The 18218-nt window shown below is 56.1% G+C and carries 18 protein-coding genes and 2 tRNA genes; 5 read left to right on the top strand and 15 right to left on the bottom strand.

Annotation, left to right across the window (positions count from 1 at the left end; all coding sequences use genetic code 11):
* Positions 1-31: 31 nt before the first annotated feature.
* The 3 genes from nadR to serB all read right to left on the bottom strand — a co-directional run bounded on the left by nadR (position 32) and on the right by serB (position 3695).
* Positions 32-1264 (bottom strand): multifunctional transcriptional regulator/nicotinamide-nucleotide adenylyltransferase/ribosylnicotinamide kinase NadR, encoded by a 1233-nt coding sequence (nadR, locus tag PGQ95_RS18695; RefSeq protein WP_020079664.1) that lies wholly within the window; start codon positions 1262-1264, stop codon positions 32-34.
* A 67-nt stretch (positions 1265-1331) separates the two neighbouring features.
* Positions 1332-2714 carry a DNA repair protein RadA gene (gene radA, locus PGQ95_RS18690; protein WP_015368375.1) on the bottom strand — a complete coding sequence of 461 codons (1383 nt, stop codon included), beginning with the start codon at positions 2712-2714 and terminating at the stop codon, positions 1332-1334.
* Between the two features lie 9 nt (positions 2715-2723).
* Positions 2724-3695, bottom strand: coding sequence for a phosphoserine phosphatase (gene serB, locus PGQ95_RS18685; protein WP_015368376.1), 972 nt, complete (start codon positions 3693-3695; stop codon positions 2724-2726).
* Positions 3696-3799: 104 nt separating this feature from the next.
* On the opposite strand from serB, the gene PGQ95_RS18680 reads away from it, so the two are divergent.
* Both PGQ95_RS18680 and lplA read left to right on the top strand, forming a co-directional pair.
* Entirely contained in the window at positions 3800-4432 is a 633-nt protein-coding gene (locus PGQ95_RS18680) for a YtjB family periplasmic protein (RefSeq protein WP_015368377.1), read from the top strand.
* Between the two features lie 17 nt (positions 4433-4449).
* The gene (lplA, locus tag PGQ95_RS18675; protein WP_348854264.1) at positions 4450-5466 is read left to right on the top strand and encodes a lipoate--protein ligase LplA; all 1017 of its coding nucleotides are present in this window, start codon (positions 4450-4452) and stop codon (positions 5464-5466) included.
* Between the two features lie 79 nt (positions 5467-5545).
* Here the strand turns inward: lplA and deoD are convergent, their stop codons facing one another.
* The 12 genes from deoD to PGQ95_RS18615 all read right to left on the bottom strand — a co-directional run bounded on the left by deoD (position 5546) and on the right by PGQ95_RS18615 (position 16685).
* On the bottom strand, positions 5546-6265 hold the full coding sequence (deoD, locus tag PGQ95_RS18670) for a purine-nucleoside phosphorylase (RefSeq protein WP_002887789.1): 720 nt from the start codon (positions 6263-6265) through the stop codon (positions 5546-5548).
* Positions 6266-6462: 197 nt separating this feature from the next.
* Positions 6463-7686: a phosphopentomutase gene (gene deoB / locus PGQ95_RS18665; protein ID WP_045395913.1), complete on the bottom strand. Its 1224-nt coding sequence runs from the start codon at positions 7684-7686 to the stop codon at positions 6463-6465.
* 52 nt (positions 7687-7738) lie between these two features.
* Entirely contained in the window at positions 7739-9061 is a 1323-nt protein-coding gene (gene deoA, locus PGQ95_RS18660) for a thymidine phosphorylase (protein WP_087858282.1), read from the bottom strand.
* Between the two features lie 113 nt (positions 9062-9174).
* Positions 9175-9954: a deoxyribose-phosphate aldolase gene (gene deoC, locus PGQ95_RS18655; protein ID WP_015368381.1), complete on the bottom strand. Its 780-nt coding sequence runs from the start codon at positions 9952-9954 to the stop codon at positions 9175-9177.
* Positions 9955-10362: 408 nt separating this feature from the next.
* Positions 10363-11148, bottom strand: a complete 786-nt coding sequence (locus tag PGQ95_RS18650; RefSeq protein ID WP_087858212.1) for a TatD family hydrolase — start codon at positions 11146-11148, stop codon at positions 10363-10365.
* A complete protein-coding gene (locus PGQ95_RS18645) occupies positions 11145-12218 on the bottom strand; it encodes a patatin-like phospholipase family protein (RefSeq protein WP_047065126.1) in 1074 nt (357 codons plus the stop codon). Before PGQ95_RS18645 ends, PGQ95_RS18650 begins: the two co-directional genes overlap by 4 nt.
* 151 nt (positions 12219-12369) lie before the next feature.
* The gene (locus PGQ95_RS18640; protein WP_015368384.1) at positions 12370-12531 is read right to left on the bottom strand and encodes a DUF1328 domain-containing protein; all 162 of its coding nucleotides are present in this window, start codon (positions 12529-12531) and stop codon (positions 12370-12372) included.
* Between the two features lie 123 nt (positions 12532-12654).
* Entirely contained in the window at positions 12655-13266 is a 612-nt protein-coding gene (osmY, locus tag PGQ95_RS18635; protein WP_020079668.1) for a molecular chaperone OsmY, read from the bottom strand.
* 217 nt (positions 13267-13483) lie between these two features.
* On the bottom strand, positions 13484-15073 hold the full coding sequence (gene prfC / locus PGQ95_RS18630) for a peptide chain release factor 3 (protein WP_045395922.1): 1590 nt from the start codon (positions 15071-15073) through the stop codon (positions 13484-13486).
* Between the two features lie 91 nt (positions 15074-15164).
* The gene (gene yjjG, locus PGQ95_RS18625; protein WP_411325758.1) at positions 15165-15842 is read right to left on the bottom strand and encodes a pyrimidine 5'-nucleotidase; all 678 of its coding nucleotides are present in this window, start codon (positions 15840-15842) and stop codon (positions 15165-15167) included.
* Between the two features lie 14 nt (positions 15843-15856).
* Positions 15857-16303, bottom strand: coding sequence for a ribosomal protein S18-alanine N-acetyltransferase (gene rimI, locus PGQ95_RS18620; protein WP_087858214.1), 447 nt, complete (start codon positions 16301-16303; stop codon positions 15857-15859).
* A complete protein-coding gene (locus PGQ95_RS18615; RefSeq protein WP_015368390.1) occupies positions 16272-16685 on the bottom strand; it encodes a DNA polymerase III subunit psi in 414 nt (137 codons plus the stop codon). The genes rimI and PGQ95_RS18615 overlap by 32 nt, the downstream gene beginning before the upstream one ends.
* A gap of 102 nt (positions 16686-16787) precedes the next feature.
* Here PGQ95_RS18615 and rsmC point away from each other — a divergent pair, with 102 nt between their 5' ends.
* From rsmC to PGQ95_RS18600, 3 genes are all read left to right on the top strand, one after another.
* The gene (gene rsmC, locus PGQ95_RS18610; RefSeq protein ID WP_087858215.1) at positions 16788-17816 is read left to right on the top strand and encodes a 16S rRNA (guanine(1207)-N(2))-methyltransferase RsmC; all 1029 of its coding nucleotides are present in this window, start codon (positions 16788-16790) and stop codon (positions 17814-17816) included.
* A 173-nt stretch (positions 17817-17989) separates the two neighbouring features.
* A tRNA-Leu gene (locus PGQ95_RS18605) sits at positions 17990-18076 on the top strand.
* Between the two features lie 28 nt (positions 18077-18104).
* Positions 18105-18191 (top strand) — tRNA-Leu (locus PGQ95_RS18600).
* Positions 18192-18218 lie beyond the last annotated feature (27 nt).

Genomic DNA, 18218 nt, shown 5'->3' with positions numbered 1-18218 from the left:
GTTGGGGTGAGGGCTACAGCCCGCAGAGCCTCTATCCCTGCTCGCCCATCAGTTGCTTCACCAGCTCAACGCAGCGCAGGAACCGGGCGTCGTAGTCCGACTCTTCCACGTGCACGAACTCAATGTCGTTTTCTTTCAACAGCGATACCAGCAGCGTCTGAAACTCTTTGCGATCTACCGAACTACCGAGGCTACGCAGCCCATCGGCCACCCACGGCGTGTTGTTCTCCAGCAGGATCACCAGATCAAAGCGGTATTCATCGATTAACGCCTGCACGAACGGATGTTCGCGGCCTTCGTACTTCAGGCAGAAGGCCTGAGTGCTGACGAAGTCAGTATCGATAAACGCCACTTTATTGGCGTATTTCACCGCGAAATCAATGTACTGTGCGTGCCCCAGCGCGATTTTATCGTAATCGGAATACTGCAACGCCATTTCATCGCCGCCGAGGTGTGAAAAGACGTAATCGCGGCCATATTCCCAGGCGCTGGTGGTATTGAAGATATTGGCGAGCTTATTCACCAGCGTCGATTTACCGCTCGACTCGCCGCCGAGGATCGCCACCGTACGCACAAAGAACGGTTTGACCTCAGTCGGAATATATTCCCAATAGCGGAACGGGTTTTCGCGGATCTGGCCGCCGCTGATACTCATGAAGGTTCGCTTCGGATCGATAAGCACGGTTTCGATCCCCAGATGTTCCAGATACTGCGGCGCATCGGCCTCTTCTGAGGTATAAATCCAGTTTGGCTCGATTCCCTTTTCACTCATGAAGGCGCGGATCCCGCGGCTCCAGACGTCCCAACCGTGCGGGTACGGCTCCATCCCTTCTTCGTTGAAGGCGTGGATGCGAATGTTTTTTTGATATTTAAAGGTTTGCAGCAGCCAGCGCAGACGATCGGGAACCGTCGGCTGTTGCGACATGGCGCTCTCTTCGAACAGCTCGCGGTCGCGAGTGTCGTCATAGCCCATGATGATATGAAGCTCATCGACCTGGCTACAGGCGCGCTGAATCAGGTAAATATGCCCGGTATGCAGCGGATAAAATTTACCAAAAACCACCCCGACGCTTTTCTGTTTGCGCGGGAATTCAAGGCCGAGGAAGCGGTGTAACGCTTCAAGCTTCTGGGCGCTCGGGCTTTTGATTTTCGCGTTTAATAGCTGACTGAGATAACCTTTGGTCATCCCGCTGGCTTCCGCCACCTGCTGCAGCGTACAACCCTTTTGCTTAATGGCGTTTTTCAGATAGTCGAATGACGACATAGTTTATGCGTGCCTCCTGCAAACTCGGGTTTGATACCCGTCATACCCTGAAGTATGACGGGTATCATTATAAGTCGTCAAAAACGCTCAGCGCATCGGCCAGTTTTTTCACGCCAAAGATTTGCATCCCTTCCGGCGCTTTTTTGGGCACATTGGCCGCCGGGACGATGGCGCGACGGAACCCGTGCTTCGCCGCCTCGGAAATACGTTCCTGGCCGCTTGGCACCGGGCGAATTTCACCGGCTAATCCGACTTCGCCAAAGACCACCAGATCCTGCGGCAACGGGCGATCGCGCAGGCTCGAAACCATCGCCAGCAGCAGCGCCAGATCGGCGCTGGTTTCAGTGACCTTAACCCCGCCAACCACGTTAACGAAGACGTCCTGATCGGCCATCTGCAGGCCGCCATGGCGGTGCAGCACCGCCAGCAGGATCGCCAGACGGTTCTGTTCCAGGCCTACCGCTACGCGACGCGGATTAGACATCATCGAGTGATCGACCAATGCCTGGATCTCAACCAGCAGCGGGCGGGTGCCTTCCCATACCACCATGACCGAGCTGCCGGAGGTGACTTCATCGCCGCGGCTGAGGAAGATGGCGGAGGGGTTGCTGACTTCGCGCAGGCCTTGCTCGGTCATCGCGAAGACGCCGAGTTCGTTGACCGCGCCAAAGCGGTTTTTATGGCTGCGCAACGTGCGGAAACGGGAATCGGCATCGCCGTCCAGCAGCACCGAGCAGTCAATACAGTGTTCCAGTACTTTCGGACCGGCCAGCGAGCCATCTTTGGTGACGTGGCCGACCATCACGATCGCCACGCCGCGAGTTTTGGCAAAGCGCGTCAGATAAGCCGCGGTTTCACGTACCTGGGCTACGCTCCCCGGCGACGACTGGACATCAGCCATATGCATCACCTGGATGGAGTCGATGACCATCAGCTGCGGCTTTTCTTCATCGGCGATCTGGCAGATTTGCTCGATGCTGGTCTCCGAGAGCATATTCAGGTTCGCCGTCGGCAGCCCGAGACGATGCGCGCGCATCGCTACCTGCTGCAGGGATTCTTCCCCGGTGACGTACAGCGTTTTCATCCCTTCGGCCAGCTTGCAGAGGGTTTGCAGCAGCAGCGTCGATTTCCCGGCGCCGGGGTTGCCGCCGATTAGAATCGCGCTACCCGGAACCACGCCGCCGCCGAGCACGCGGTCGAACTCTTTAAATCCGGTGGAGAAACGCGGCAGCGCCTCCAGGCTTATCTCCGACAGCTTCTGTACCTTCGACACGCCGGCATTACCAGCGTAACCTGACAGACGCTCGTTTCTCGCCACCTGCGGCGAGGCGGCGATGCGCATCTCGGTGATGGTGTTCCAGGCATGACAGGCGCTGCACTGCCCCTGCCAGCGCGGATAATCCGCACCACATTCATTACAGACAAATGCGCGTTTTGGAGCTTTCGCCACGTTAACCTCTTACTTTTGATTCATGCTGCCGGAGAGAATACAGAATACCCCCATCAGGTCAGCGTGGCGGATGGTGACTTCCGCCTGTTCATTGACTTTTGGTTTCGCATGATAGGCAATGCCGAGACCTGCCGCCTTGATCATCGGCAGATCGTTGGCGCCATCGCCAATCGCCACGGTTTGCGCCGACGGAATTTCATATTTTTCCGCCAGTTTACGTAGAGTGTTGGCTTTATATTTGGCATCGACAATGTCGCCGATAACGTTGCCGGTGAGCTTCCCGTCCATAATTTCCAGCTCATTGGCGAATACCGCGTCGAGATGCAGCTTATCGCGCAGGTATTCGGCAAAGAAGGTAAAGCCGCCGGAGGCGATGGCCACCTTCCAGCCCAGCGTTTCCAGCTTCAGCACCAGTTGGGTCAGCCCCGGCATCAGCGGCAGCGCTTCCCGCACCTGCAGCAGGATGTTCGCGTCGGCGTCTTTCAGAGTGGCGACGCGCTGGCGCAGGCTGGCGGTGAAGTCGAGCTCGCCGCGCATCGCGCGTTCGGTCACTTCCGAAACCAGCTCGCCGGTGCCGGCAAGCTTAGCGATTTCATCGATACATTCGATCTGAATCGCCGTGGAGTCCATATCCATCACCAACAGGCCCGGCGTGCGTAGATGCGGGATTTTTCCCAGCGGCGCGACGTCCAGCCCGGCCTCGTGGGCCAGACGCGTGGCGCGCTGCGTCAGCGAACCCGCCAGGCGAATCACCTGATAATCCTCCACGACCCAGGAAGAGACGATGACCAGCGCCGCGCCGAGCTCGCGCTGCCACGCCGTCAGCCGACGTTTATCGAGACCGCGACCATACAGCAGCCAGCCGCTGCGCCCGGCGTGATAATCCAGCGGCATGACCTCGTCGCCGCTCAGGGAAAGCGGCAACCCAGGCCACAAGGAAACATCTTCGGGCAGGTCGCACCAGGTCAAACTGTTAGGCATTACGGCTCCACATCTCTTCATTCAGGCGAGGAAAATAACGCATGAGGCTACCTTGTAACCAGCGCTTCTGGCAACATTAAGCTGCAAATTTTCAAAGGTGGAATATGGTACGAGCAAAACTGAAATTCCGACTGCATCGCGCCGTCATTGTTCTGATCTGTCTCGCGCTTCTCGTCGCGCTGATGCAAGGCGCCTCATGGTTCAGTCAGAATAGCCAAAAGCAGCGTAATCCGCAGCTGGAAGAGCTGGCGCGAACGCTGGCGCAGCAGGTTACGCTGAACCTGGCGCCGCTGATGCGTAGCGAAACGCCCGACGAAAAGCGCATTACCCGCCTGCTGGAACAGCTGACGGATAAAAGCCGGGTGCTCGATGCCGGGGTATATGATGAACAGGGCGATCTGGTGGCTCGATCCGGCGAAAGCGTCGACGTGCGCGACCGCCTGGCGTTGGATGGCAAAAAAGCCGGCGGCTACTTTAACCAGCAAATCGTCGAGCCGATCCTCGGCAAAAACGGCCCGGTCGGCTATCTGCGCCTGACGCTGGATACCCACACGTTGGCCACTGAGGCGAAACAGGTGGATAATACCACCAATATCTTACGCCTGATGCTGCTGTTGTCGCTGGCAATCGGCGTGGTGCTGACCCGCACATTGCTGCAGGGTAAACGTACCCGCTGGCAGCAATCGCCCTTCCTGCTCACCGCGAATAAGCCCGTCCAGGACGAAGATAAAGATTAACCAGACAAGGATATCCTATGCCGACGCTCCGCCTGTTGCTCTCCGACTCCTACGACCCCTGGTTTAACCTGGCGGTAGAAGAGTGTATTTTCCGCCAGATGCCGGCCACCCAACGGGTGCTGTTTCTGTGGCGTAACGCCGACACCGTGGTTATTGGCCGCGCGCAGAACCCGTGGAAGGAGTGTAATACCCGGCGCATGGAAGAGGATCACGTGCGGCTGGCCCGTCGCAGCAGCGGCGGCGGCGCGGTATTCCACGACCTCGGCAATACCTGCTTTACCTTTATGGCGGGCAAACCGGAATACGATAAAACCGTTTCTACTGCTATCGTGCTGGCGGCATTGAATTCGCTTGGCGTGACCGCGGAGGCCTCCGGGCGCAACGATCTGGTGGTCAAAACCGACAACGGCGATCGCAAGGTTTCTGGTTCAGCCTATCGCGAAACGATGGACCGCGGTTTTCATCACGGCACCCTGCTGCTAAACGCCGATTTAAGCCGTCTCGCCAACTATCTTAATCCGGACAAGAAAAAGCTACAGGCCAAAGGCATTACCTCGGTACGCGGGCGCGTGGCGAACCTGGTTGAACTCCTACCGGGCATTACCCACCAGCAGATTTGCGAAGCCATTCAGGAGGCATTCTTCAACCATTACGGCGAACGGGTAGCGGCGGAAGTCATTTCGCCGGACAACACGCCGGATCTGCCGAATTTTGCCGAGACCTTCGCCCGCCAGAGCAGCTGGGAGTGGAACTTCGGTCAGGCGCCCGCTTTCTCTCACCTGCTGGATGAGCGCTTTCGCTGGGGCGGCGTCGAGCTGCATTTTGACGTCGAGAAGGGCCATATCACCCGCGCGCAGGCTTTTACCGATAGCCTGAACCCGGCGCCGCTCGAGGCGTTGGCGGCACGATTAGTCGGTTGTCAGTATCGGGCGGAAATATTACAGCAGCAGTGTGAGGCGCTGCTCGCCGATTTCCCGGAGCAGGAAGCGGAACTAAAAGAACTGTCGGCGTGGATGGCCGGCGCGGTGCGCTGATAAAAAAGCCCGCTGCGCTTAGCGGGCCTGGGAAACCGTAGGCCGGGTCAGGCGAAGCCGCCACCCGGCACAACAGGTCTTACTCTTTATCGCCCAGTAGTACGGATTCCAGCGCGATTTTGATCATATCGTTGAAGGTCGTCTGACGCTCAGCGGCAGTGGTCTGCTCGTGGGTACGGATATGATCGGAAACGGTGCAGATGGTCAGCGCTTTCGCGCCGAACTCCGCCGCGACGCCATAAATGCCGGCCGCTTCCATTTCCACGCCCAGAATGCCGTATTTTTCCATCACGTCGAACATAGACGGGTCCGGCGTATAGAACAGGTCAGCGGAGAAGATGTTGCCGACGCGCGCGTCAACGCCCAGCGCTTTGGCTGCGTCTACCGCGTTACGTACCATGCCGAAATCGGCAATCGCCGCGAAGTCATGGTCTTTGAAGCGCAGACGGTTGACTTTAGAGTCGGTGCACGCGCCCATGCCGATAACCACATCACGCAGTTTGACATCTTCACGTACCGCGCCGCAGGAGCCGACACGGATGATTTTTTTCACGCCGAAATCGGTGATCAACTCTTTGGTGTAGATAGAGCAGGATGGGATACCCATACCGTGGCCCATCACGGAGATTTTGCGGCCTTTGTAGGTACCGGTGAAGCCCAGCATGCCGCGCACGTTGTTTACTTCACGCACGTCTTCGAGGAAGGTTTCTGCAATGTGCTTCGCGCGCAGCGGGTCGCCCGGCATCAAAACTACGTCAGCGAAATCGCCCATTTCTGCGTTAATGTGTGGGGTGGCCATCGTTTTATCCTTATATAAATTGTTCAGGCCTGATGGCGGCTACGCCTTATCAGGCCTACAAAACGTATTCAAATACCCTAAGGATTTCGTGTTGTAGGAAGGCGACGAATTCGTGAATCCCCGGGAGCATAGATTAACTATGTGACCGGGGTGAGCGAATGAAGTCAACGCATCTACAGCGCGAAAGACAACGGGTATTACAGCATGTTTTTACCGTACGCCATCGGCGACGTACCAAAGTATGTCGCCAGCGTCTGGCCGATATCGGCGAAAGTTTCGCGGTGGCCTAACGAACCCGGCTTCACTTTCGGACCGTACACCAGCACCGGAATGTGCTCGCGAGTGTGGTCGGTACCGGTCCAGGTCGGGTCGCAGCCGTGGTCGGCGGTGAGGATCAGAATGTCGTCTTCCCCAACCAGCTCCATCAGCTCCGGCAGACGGCGGTCAAACAGTTCCAGACCCGCTGCGTAGCCAGCGACGTCACGACGGTGACCCCAGGAGGAGTCAAAGTCGACGAAGTTAGTGAAGACGATAGTCTCGTCGCCCGCTTCCTTCATCTCTTTGATGGTCGCGTCGAACAACGCGTCCAGCCCGGTGGCTTTCACTTTCTTAGTGATGCCGCAGTTGGCGTAGATGTCGGCGATTTTACCCACGGAAACCACGTGACCGTTTTTCTCGTCGACCAGCTTTTGCAGCACGGTCGGCGCCGGCGGCTCGACCGCCAGGTCGTGACGGTTACCGGTACGCTGGAAGTTTCCGGCTTTGTCGCCAACGAACGGACGCGCAATCACGCGGCCAATGTTATAGCCGCCTTCGGTCAGTTCTTCACGGGCGATTTCGCACAGCTCATACAGCTTGTCGAGACCGAAAGTCTCTTCGTGACAGGCTATCTGGAACACCGAGTCAGCAGAGGTATAGAAAATCGGTTTCCCGGTTTTCATATGCTCTTCACCCAGTTGATCCAGAATCACGGTACCGGATGAGTGGCAGTTGCCGAGGTAGCCCGGCAGGTTCGCGCGCTTAACCAGTTTATCCAGCAGTTCCTGCGGGAAGCTGTTTTCATGATCGCTGAAGTAGCCCCAATCAAACAGCACCGGCACGCCGGCGATTTCCCAGTGGCCAGACGGCGTATCTTTACCGGAAGAGAGTTCATGCGCCCAGGCGTAGGCGCCAACGACTTCGGCATTACCGTCCATACCGGCGGCAATTTTACCGGTAGAACCTTCATGCGCTTTCACCAGGCCCAGACGGGTCAGGTTAGGTAAATTCAGCGGGCCTTTACGACCATTGTCAGCTTCACCTTTGGCGCAGGCTTCCGCAATGTGGCCCATGGTATCGGCGCCCACATCGCCAAAGCGGTCAGCATCTTCCGTTGCGCCAATCCCAAAGGAGTCCAGCACCATAATAAATGCACGTTTCATCTTGTTCTCCATACATCATGCGCTGCAAAAAAGCGATCAGATCAGTATATCGCTACTTGGTGATTCGGCGATAGACCGTCGGTGTAATTTCTGGGGCTTGAGCGTCCAGTTTAATTGCCGCTTTCACGGCTTTGGCCGCTTCCTGCCAGCTGGATTCATCTTTCGCATGAATCACCGCCAGCGGACGTTCGCCATCGACTTTATCGCCAAGGCGCGCCATATCGGTAAAGCCAACGCTGTAGTCAATAGTATCGGAAGCCTGACGACGACCGCCGCCCATCGACACCACCGCCATCCCCAGCGCGCGGGTATCCATTTCAGAGACAAATCCGGCGCCTTCAGCATAGACGGCTTTGCTCAGCATTGCCGTCGGCAGGTATTTCGCATAGTTTTCGACAAAGTCGTTCGGCCCCTTCTGCGCCGCCACCATACGGCCAAAGACTTCGGCCGCTTTACCGTTATCCAGCACCGCCTGCAATTTCGCGCGCGCCTCGGCGTCATCCGCCGCCAGCTTGCCGGAAATCAGCATTTCCACACACAGCGCCATGGTGACGTCGTACAGGCGTGGGTTACGATATTCACCGGTCAGGAACTGCACCGCTTCGCGAACTTCAACGGCGTTACCCGCACTGGAGGCCAGCACCTGGTTCATATCAGTTAACAGCGCGGTCGTGCGCACGCCGGCGCCGTTGGAGACGCCAACGATCGCTTCGGCAAGCGCTTCAGAAAGCTCATACGTCGGCATAAAGGCGCCGCTGCCGACTTTGACGTCCATCACCAGCGCATCCAGACCTTCCGCCAGTTTCTTGGCCAGAATAGACGCGGTAATCAGCGGGATGGAATCCACCGTCGCGGTAATATCGCGGGTGGCATAGAAACGTTTGTCAGCCGGGGCGAGCGAGCTGGTCTGCCCGATGATCGCCACGCCGACATCTTTAATAATTTCGCGGAAACGCGCGTCGTCCGGGAAGATATCGAAGCCCGGGATCGCTTCCAGTTTATCAAGCGTACCGCCGGTATGGCCGAGACCGCGCCCGGAGATCATCGGTACGTAACCGCCGCAGGCGGCAACCATTGGCCCCAGCATCAGCGAGGTGACGTCACCCACGCCGCCGGTCGAGTGTTTATCGACGATCGGGCCGTTGAGGTTAAGGCTTTTCCAGTCGAGAACGGTTCCTGAATCCCGCATCGCCATGGTCAGCGAAACACGTTCCGGCATAGACATATCATGGAAGAAGATGGTCATCGCCAGCGCGGCGATCTGTCCTTCAGAGATAGTATTATCGCGGATGCCGTTGATGAAAAAGCGAATCTCCTCATCGCTTAATGCATGACCATCACGTTTTTTACGAATAATTTCTTGTGCGAGAAACACGGTAACCTCCCAAATGGTATAAATCGCCGGATGGCGGCGCGAGCGCCTTATCCGGCCTACAGGCATCAATTCGTAGGCCGGATAAGCGAAGCACCATCCGGCATATCAAGGGATTAGTAGCTGCTGGCGCTCTTACCGTCGCCGTGACCCAGGGCTTTCAGCAGGCTAGCCAACAGGCTTGATGCGCCGAAACGGTAGTGACGGGAATCAGCCCAATCGGCACCGAACAGTTCATCGGCAATCGCCAGGAACTGCTGCGCGTCTTCCGCGCTGCGCACGCCGCCGGCAGGTTTGAAGCCAACGGTTTTCTCAACGCCCATATCGCGGATGACTTCCATCATGATGCGCGCGCTTTCCGGCGTCGCATTTACCGGCACTTTACCGGTCGAAGTTTTGATGAAATCCGCGCCCGCTTTAATAGAGATTTCAGACGCTTTACGAATCAACGCTTCTTCTTTCAGTTCGCCGGTTTCGATGATCACTTTCAGCAGCACATTCGCCGCCGCACAGGCTTCTTTACAGGCTTTCACCAGATCAAAACCAACCTGCTCGTTACCAGCGATCAGGGCGCGGTACGGGAAAACCACATCCACTTCATCCGCGCCATAGGCGATTGCCGCGCGGGTTTCCGCCAGCGCGATATCGATATCGTCATTACCATGCGGGAAATTAGTCACCGTCGCGATACGGATGTCCGGCGTTCCTTGTTCGTTCAGCGTCTTACGGGCAATCGGGATAAAACGCGGGTAGATACAGACAGCGGCGGTATTGCCCACCGGGGTTTTCGCCTGATGACACAGCGCGATCACCTTCTCATTGGTGTCGTCATCATTCAGGGTGGTCAGATCCATCAGTTTCAACGCGCGCAGGCTGCTTGCTTTCAAATCAGTCATTTCATACTCCGACGGCGTATTGCCGGTTCAATAGTTTGTTCACCTTGCGAGCCTGTTACTATTGTAACAACCGCTCGCCATTACACTTCGACATTCATCACAGTTAATGAAAACTAATTACTAATTTGCATTACTGTAACGTGACATAACTCACAATTAACCATCGATTACCGCCAATCTACCGGTCATGTCCTGTTTAAGCATAATCGGCAAACCTAAGTTCTTATCGATGTTATTATTCTAACATATCAAAACGTATTATCTCGACGTTATGGCGCACAAATTGTGCAACCACTGGCCATAAATATACTTTCTAATTGAAATGTAATAGATTTTAGATTTACAAAAAATGATGGGATTATCACACCCTGCCAGAGCCGGGGACGACTTTGCCCAGAAGGTGGGCCGTTAGAGAGTGAGCGCGGTAAAGAGGCTTTTGGTATTCGCCAGTAGTGCCGCTTCAATTTCCTGCGCCGGTTCCGCGCGCAGTTCACATAACGCGTCAAAGACGCGGGCCGCCTGTTCCGGACGGTTTGGCTGCCCCTGAAAACCATTCAGCGGCATATCCGGAGCATCGGTTTCCAGCAGCAGTGAAGAAAGCGGCAGGCGCGCCATGACATCGCGAGTTTTGCTGGCGCGGGGATAAGTAATGGTGCCGCCAACGCCAATCTTATAGCCCAGTTGTACAAAACGCTCCGCCTGCTGCAGACTGCCGGAAAAACCATGCACCACCCCGGCACGCGGCAGGTTATGTTTTTTTAGCATCATCGCCAGCTTATCGTGCGTGCGCCGCGAATGCAGGATCACCGGTAAATCGTAACGCTTCGCCAGCCGCAACTGCGCTTCCAGCAGCGCCTGCTGGCGGTCGAATTGTGGATCGTCGCGGTAGAGATCGAGGCCAATCTCTCCGATGGCCACGAGTTTTGGATGACGCAGTGCAAGATAGCTTTCCAGTTGCGCTAACCCGCGGTCATCATGCTGTTCGATAACAATAGGATGCATCCCTAGCGCGGCATACAGCGGCTCGTGTTGCTCCGCCAGCGCCAGCACGCGAGCAAAGCGCCCGGCGGATATTGACGGCACGATAATACGCCCAACGCCCAGCTGCGCCGCCCTCGCGATACTCGCGGGTTCATCATCTTCAAACGGGGGAAAATCGAAGTGACAGTGGGTATCAATAAAGCGTAACGTCACGCCAGATCCTCGTTATTAAAGCTGGGGTCATTGGCCTGCGGCGCGGTGATAATCGCCTGTTGCGGCGCTTCATTCGCTACCGGCAGCGGCGGCACCACCACCGGCGTCGGCCTTGCCACACGCGGCGCATGGCGTAACAGCGGCGGTTGTTCGGTCAGCAGCTTCCCTACCGTGGCGAGGAAGTAGCGGCCGCACTGGCGCCCGGTTTTATAATCTTCCAGCAGCGCCGGCAGACGGCTGCCAAGCGCCATACTGCGCAGCGGCCGTTGCGGATAGATTTCGAATATCCGCAGTTTACCCGGCGGTTTTTCAATAAACTGCTGCGTCGCGCGATAGGTGGTTTCGTGGTGCTGCACCAGGTTCACAAAAGGCTGCAGACTGCTCTCCCCAAGCCAACGTTCCATTCGTTTAAACCACTGCGGAGTGTAGAACATCTGCGAAGGGACGGTACGGATCACCACGATAGTCTGCGCGCCGCGCCGCGCCGCTTCCTGCACCGGGATCGCATCGCTGACGCCGCCATCGAGGTAGTTCACGCCATCCAGCAGGACACCGCTACGGTAAAAACCGGGAATGGCGCTGGAGGCGCGGATCAGATCAAGCCAGGTCTGACGGGTGGGGGAAAAATAGTTTGCCGTGTAATCGTCACCGCGGCAGGCGCACATCCACAGCTCTTTACCCAGCGCGAACTGCTCCTCGGCATAGTTCATCGCCAGCGGCATTTGTTGTGAAGTGGAATCGACCAGCCAATCGAGATCGATAAGATTGCCGCCGCGTACGAAGCGCATCGGGTCGAAAAACTGCCGCGAGGTGGTATAACGCGTAATGACTTTACGGGCGTAGCCCTGCTGATTACAGATATAAGCGGAGATGTTTTGCGCGCCAGCGGAAGTACCAAGCATCAGGTCGAAAGGGTTAAATCCGGCGCGCATGAATTCGTCCAGAACCCCGGCTGTGAAAATACCTCGCTGACCACCGCCTTCGCACACCAGAGCAAGTTTGCCCGGACGGAAGGGTTTTACCGCTAACGGGGCGATATTGCCCAGCGTCACGGGAATGCGCTGCCCCACCCTGCTTTCCTGTTTGTCTATTTTGTATCATTAAAGTAACGCAAATTGTCGTCCCCTGAAACCGCAAAAGCCAGTCACATTGACTGGCTTTATGTAAGACGTTATGTCATCACTGCGCGGTTATTGATTCACGCCTTTCGGCACATGGCCTCTAGGGTCGTTTTCGCCCGGTAAACAGGCTGACCAGGAAAATGATAATACCGACAACAAAGACGATTTTAGCCGCCCACGCCGCGGTACCCGCCAGACCACCAAAACCCAATGCGGCGGCAATCAACGCGATGATCAGAAAAATAATGCCCCATCTAAACATACTGTTCTCCTTACCATATGATTAACGGTCGCTTTTCTGCGCGCTCAGGCCGCGCATACATCAACCCTGCGTACAACTCGCTCAGCGGTATCGCCGCTGGCGAATATCTTTTAATGAATACCTTTACTGCACTTTAAGATCGTTCTTCACGCTCTTAACACCGGTTACCGCTTTGGCAATGTCTGCCGCACGATCGACCTGCTTGCTCGATTCCAGGGTTCCGGAGAGGTGTACCACTCCGTTGCTGGTTTCCACCGTCACCTTACGCGACGGAACGATATCGTCCGCGAGCAGTTTAGCTTTGACTTCGCTGGTGATAGCGGTGTCGCCAGCATAGCCCTTCAGGCTTGCCGATTTTTCACCTGCCACGGTCAGCTTGTCGCTTACCGAACTCACCCCTTCGACGCCTTTCGCCGCGCTAACGGCCTGTGATTTTTGCTCAGCGCTCTCAACAGTCCCGCTTAAGGTCACGACTTTGTTTTCCGTTTTCACCGAGATATCGGTGCTACGGATACTTTTGTCATCGATCAGCGCCGCTTTGACACGGGCGGTGATCGTGCTGTCATCCATAAAATCGCCAACCTTGTTGATCGATTTATCGACGCTTTCTCCCGCGCTGGTCGCGGCGGCCTTCGCGCTATCGGTTGCGGTGGTTTCCGCATAGGTCGAGGCGCTTATCAACGCTGAGCCTAAGAAGAGAGGCAGCAATAGCCTGGCGCTCTTTAGTCTGGTCATTGGTATGCCCTCACGATGTCTGCTTTGGTAAAACAAATGGCTATTTATTCAGCCAGGTTTCTGAAAAGTGCTTAATAAATATAGTAGATGAGCGGAGATGCGGCGGAGGGTTTGAATAAAAAAGCTACGATTTGCGCAGATTTAAGAACTTTCTATGGTAAGGAGGAAGACGAGCAAAACAGGCTGGAGCGCAGCATCGCCGCGCTCCAGAGAGGTATTAGTGTTCGCGCGTTTTGCGGAACACCACATCAGGATAACGCTCTTGCGTCAGGTTCAGGTTCACCATCGTCGGGGCGATATAGGTCAGATTATCGCCGCCATCCAGCGCCAACTGAACTTCGTTCTTACGCTTGAACTCTTCGAATTTCTTCACGTCTGTTGATTCAACCCAACGCGCGGTGGCCACGTTGACAGATTCGTAAATCGCTTCAACGTTGTATTCGCTTTTCAGACGCGCTACTACCACGTCAAACTGCAGCACGCCGACGGCGCCAACGATCAGATCGTTATTAGCGATAGGGCGGAAGACCTGTACCGCGCCCTCTTCAGAGAGCTGTACCAGCCCTTTCAGCAGCTGTTTCTGCTTCAGCGGATCCTTGAGGCGAATACGACGGAACAGTTCCGGCGCGAAGTTCGGAATACCGGTGAACTTCATCATTTCGCCCTGGGTAAAGGTGTCGCCAATCTGAATGGTGCCGTGGTTATGCAGACCAATGATATCGCCCGGGTAGGCTTCTTCAACGTGCGAACGGTCGCCCGCCATAAAGGTCAGCGCGTCGGAAATCACCACGTCCTTGCCGATACGCACCTGACGCAGCTTCATGCCTTTCTCGTATTTGCCGGATACCACGCGCATAAAGGCCACGCGGTCGCGGTGTTTCGGGTCCATGTTGGCCTGAATCTTAAACACGAAGCCGGTGAATTTCTCTTCTGCGGCCGTCACTTCACGGGTATCAGTGTTACGCGGCATCGGCGCTGGCGCCCATTCCACCAGGCCATCCAGCATATGATCCACGCCGAAGTTGCCTAATGCGGTGCCGAAGAACACAGGAGTAATTTCGCCCGCCAGGAACAGATCTTTATCGAACTCGTTCGAAGCGCCCTGTACCAGTTCCAGTTCATCGCGCAGCTGCTGCGCCAGATCGTCGCCCACCGCGGCATCCAGCTCAGGGTTATTCAGCCCCTTAACAACGCGCACTTCCTGAATGGTGTGCCCTTTACCGGTCTGATAGAGGTAAGTTTCATCTTTATAAAGATGATAAACCCCTTTAAACAGCTTGCCGCAGCCGATAGGCCAGGTAATCGGCGCACAGCCGATTTTCAGCTCATTTTCGACTTCATCCAGCAATTCCATCGGATCGCGAATATCACGGTCGAGTTTGTTCATAAAGGTGAGGATCGGCGTATCGCGCAGACGGGTAACTTCCATCAGCTTGCGGGTACGATCTTCGACGCCTTTCGCCGCATCGATAACCATCAGACAGCAGTCAACCGCCGTCAGGGTACGGTAGGTATCTTCGGAGAAGTCTTCGTGCCCCGGGGTATCCAGCAGGTTAACCAGGCAGTCATGGTACGGGAACTGCATCACCGAGGTGGTGATTGAGATCCCACGCTGCTTTTCCATCTCCATCCAGTCGGATTTAGCATGCTGGCTGGAGCCGCGGCCCTTCACGGTGCCGGCGGTCTGAATCGCCTGTCCGAACAGCAGCACTTTTTCAGTGATGGTGGTCTTACCGGCATCCGGGTGAGAAATAATGGCAAAAGTGCGGCGTTTGGCCACCTCTTGCAGATAAGGAGACAACGTCATAATTCAATCTTCTAAGTAAACGCGGCAACGGGCCGCGCATGTGGAATACGAAAAATTGCGGCTATTTTACCCATCAATGGGGGGGAGGCAATTAGTGTTTACACAGGAGTTGCTCCAGTTCGCTTAAAGAGGTCACCGTCCAGTCGGGCTGCAGGTCTGCCGGCAGCGTTTGCTGGTGCGCATTCAGCCAACAGGTGGCAAGCCCGGCATTGACGCCGCCGCGGATATCCGACTCGGCGGTATCGCCGACCATCAATACCCTGTCGCGCGACGGATTACCCGCCTGCGCCAGCGCATAGTCGAAGATACGCACATCCGGCTTCGCGACGCCGACTTCCTCAGAAATAATCAGCAAATCAAAATGATCGCGCAGGCCGGTACGCTCCAGACGAGTCTGCTGCAACGAGGTAAAACCGTTGGTGATGATGCCCATTTTTACCTTGCCCTGCAGCGCATCCAGCAACGATACGGCGCCCGGCAGCGGCGCGCAGATTTCTGCCATCGCATTCATGAAAGCGTCGTTCAGTTCGCCCGGGGGGACGTTCAACCGTTCCGCCCAGCTATCAAAACGCTGATGCTGTAATTGTAGCGAGGTGATGGCGCCGTTTTGATAATCCACCCACAGCGGCTTATTAACGGCCTGATAGTCCTGAAAATCTTCGGCGGTAAATGTCACGCTATAGTCGAGAAACATCCGCTGTAAGCCGCTGAAAGAATCAAACGTAAACAACGTTTCATCGGCATCAAAGAAAATCCAGTCCCATTTCATCGTTTCACCTTGTCTTACATACTGATTGGCAGAGCCATGATAATTGCGTCTTCACGCCCGTCGGCCGTAGGGTAGTAATTGCGGCGGATAGTCGCCTCGTTAAAGCCTAAGCTTTCGTAGAGCGCGATGGCGGCGACATTCGATGCCCGCACCTCCAGCCACAGCGTGGCGACGCCGAGTTTTTCAACTTCATCAATAACATGTTCCAGCAGTTCCCGTCCCAGGCCGCGGCGCTGGTATGCGGGGTCGACGGCGATGTTAAAAAGCGTCGCTTCATCAAGAACAATCTGAGTAATGGCAAATGCCGCCATTTCCCCATCGACTGCTAGTTGGTAATTCAGATAACGTTCACCCTGATTGCTGGCAAAGGTTTGTTCGCTCCACGGAAAAGCGTGAGCGCGTTTTTCGATTTGCCAGGCTTTGGATAAATCAGCCGTGCTGAGGGTAGAAATCGTGTTCATGTGCGCAGATTTGTTGCCAGAGCGCGATGCGAGCCGGCGCGCTGCTCTGAAGTTCATCAAAAACGGGCGTCGAGACCTGGGCGCCCGCCAGCGACAGCGGCGTCTCGCAGCCCAGTCGCCAGCTGTTGCAGCGGCTATTTTGCGGCAGCATCGCTACCCGGTCCGGCGTAAGCTGCAGTACCTGATCGGCGCGAATCGAGAGCGCGCGCAGAATATCGCTAATGAGCGGTTCAGTCAGCGACGGCGGGGTTTCCGCCACCATCACCAGACGAATATGTTCAGGAAGCGAGATAGCGATTTCGCCCTGCAACGCCCCCGGGCGACGCAGCGACCACTGGGTAATTCCCAGTTGCTGTAATTGCCAGTCTCGTCGGGAAGTCATAGCGAAACACTCCTGTTAAACAAGCGCGCAATATAGCAAATCCGTCGTATCTGCGCCAACAAACTACTATAATCGGCGCCAGTCTTATTGAAGGAGTGTTTCATGTCAGCTTTTACCCCGGCAAGTGAAGTCTTGCTGCGCCACAGTGATGATTTCGAGTCCGCCCGCGTTCTGTTTGCCGGTGACCTGCAGGATGACCTGCCTGCACGTCTGGATACCGCGGCCAGCCGCGCTCACACCCAACAATTCCACCACTGGCAGGTCCTGAATCGCCAAATGGGCGACAACGTTCGCTTTAGCTTAGTGGCCGAGGCCGCCGACGTCGCCGATTGCGACACCCTGATCTACTACTGGCCGAAGAACAAGCCGGAAGCGCAGTTCCAACTGATGAACCTGCTCTCTTTGCTGCCGGTAGGGATCGATATTTTCGTGATCGGCGAAAACCGCAGCGGCGTACGTAGCGCCGAGCAAATGCTCGCCGAATACGCGCCGCTGAATAAAGTGGATAGCGCCCGCCGCTGCGGTCTCTACCACGGCCGTCTGGAAAAACAGCCCTCCTTCAACGCCGAACAGTACTGGAACGAGTACGCGCTTGATAACCTGACCATTAAAACGCTGCCGGGCGTGTTCAGCCGCGACGGCCTTGATGTTGGCAGCCAACTGCTGCTGTCAACCCTGCAACCGCATACCAAAGGTAAAGTGCTTGATGTCGGCTGCGGCGCTGGGGTGCTGGCCGCGGTACTGGCCAGCCATTCGCCGAAGGTACGCCTGACGCTATGCGACGTCAGCGCTCCGGCGGTTGAAGCCAGCCGCGCGACGCTTGCCGCGAATGGTTTTGAAGGCGAGGTCTTTGCCAGCAACGTCTTCTCTGAGGTCAGCGGCCGTTTTGACATGATCATCTCAAATCCGCCATTCCACGACGGCCTGCAAACCAGCCTGGAAGCGGCGCAGGCGCTGATCCGCGGCGCGGTCCGCCATCTGAACAGCGGCGGCGAGCTGCGTATCGTCGCCAACGCCTTCCTGCCGTATCCGCAGGTCCTGGATGAGACGTTTGGCTTCCACGAAGTGATCGCCCAAACCGGCCGTTTCAAAGTTTACCGCACGGTGATGACTCGCCAGGCGAAGAAATAATCATTGTTCCTTGCCGGCGGCGCTCCCAATGCGCCGCCGGTACTTCCCTCCGCTCTGAATAGCCGATTTTTGCAGCAATCGATAAAACCTGCATAATTAACTATTGACGTGTCGCCGAAAACCACTAGAATGCGCCTCCGTGGTAACGATACTTTTTATAGTGTCGATGGTATGCGAAGGTGGCGGAATTGGTAGACGCGCTAGCTTCAGGTGTTAGTGTCCTTACGGACGTGGGGGTTCAAGTCCCCCCCCTCGCACCATAATCCACGTTGATATCGCTCGCACTGTGCGAAGGTGGCGGAATTGGTAGACGCGCTAGCTTCAGGTGTTAGTGTTCTTACGGACGTGGGGGTTCAAGTCCCCCCCCTCGCACCAACGAGGCGATATCAGATTAAGAATACT

It is taken from the genome of Klebsiella sp. 141240, assembly GCF_050600805.1.
GTDB classification, from domain to species: Bacteria; Pseudomonadota; Gammaproteobacteria; order Enterobacterales; family Enterobacteriaceae; genus Klebsiella; species Klebsiella aerogenes.
This window is presented reverse-complemented; position numbering and strand designations above follow the sequence as displayed.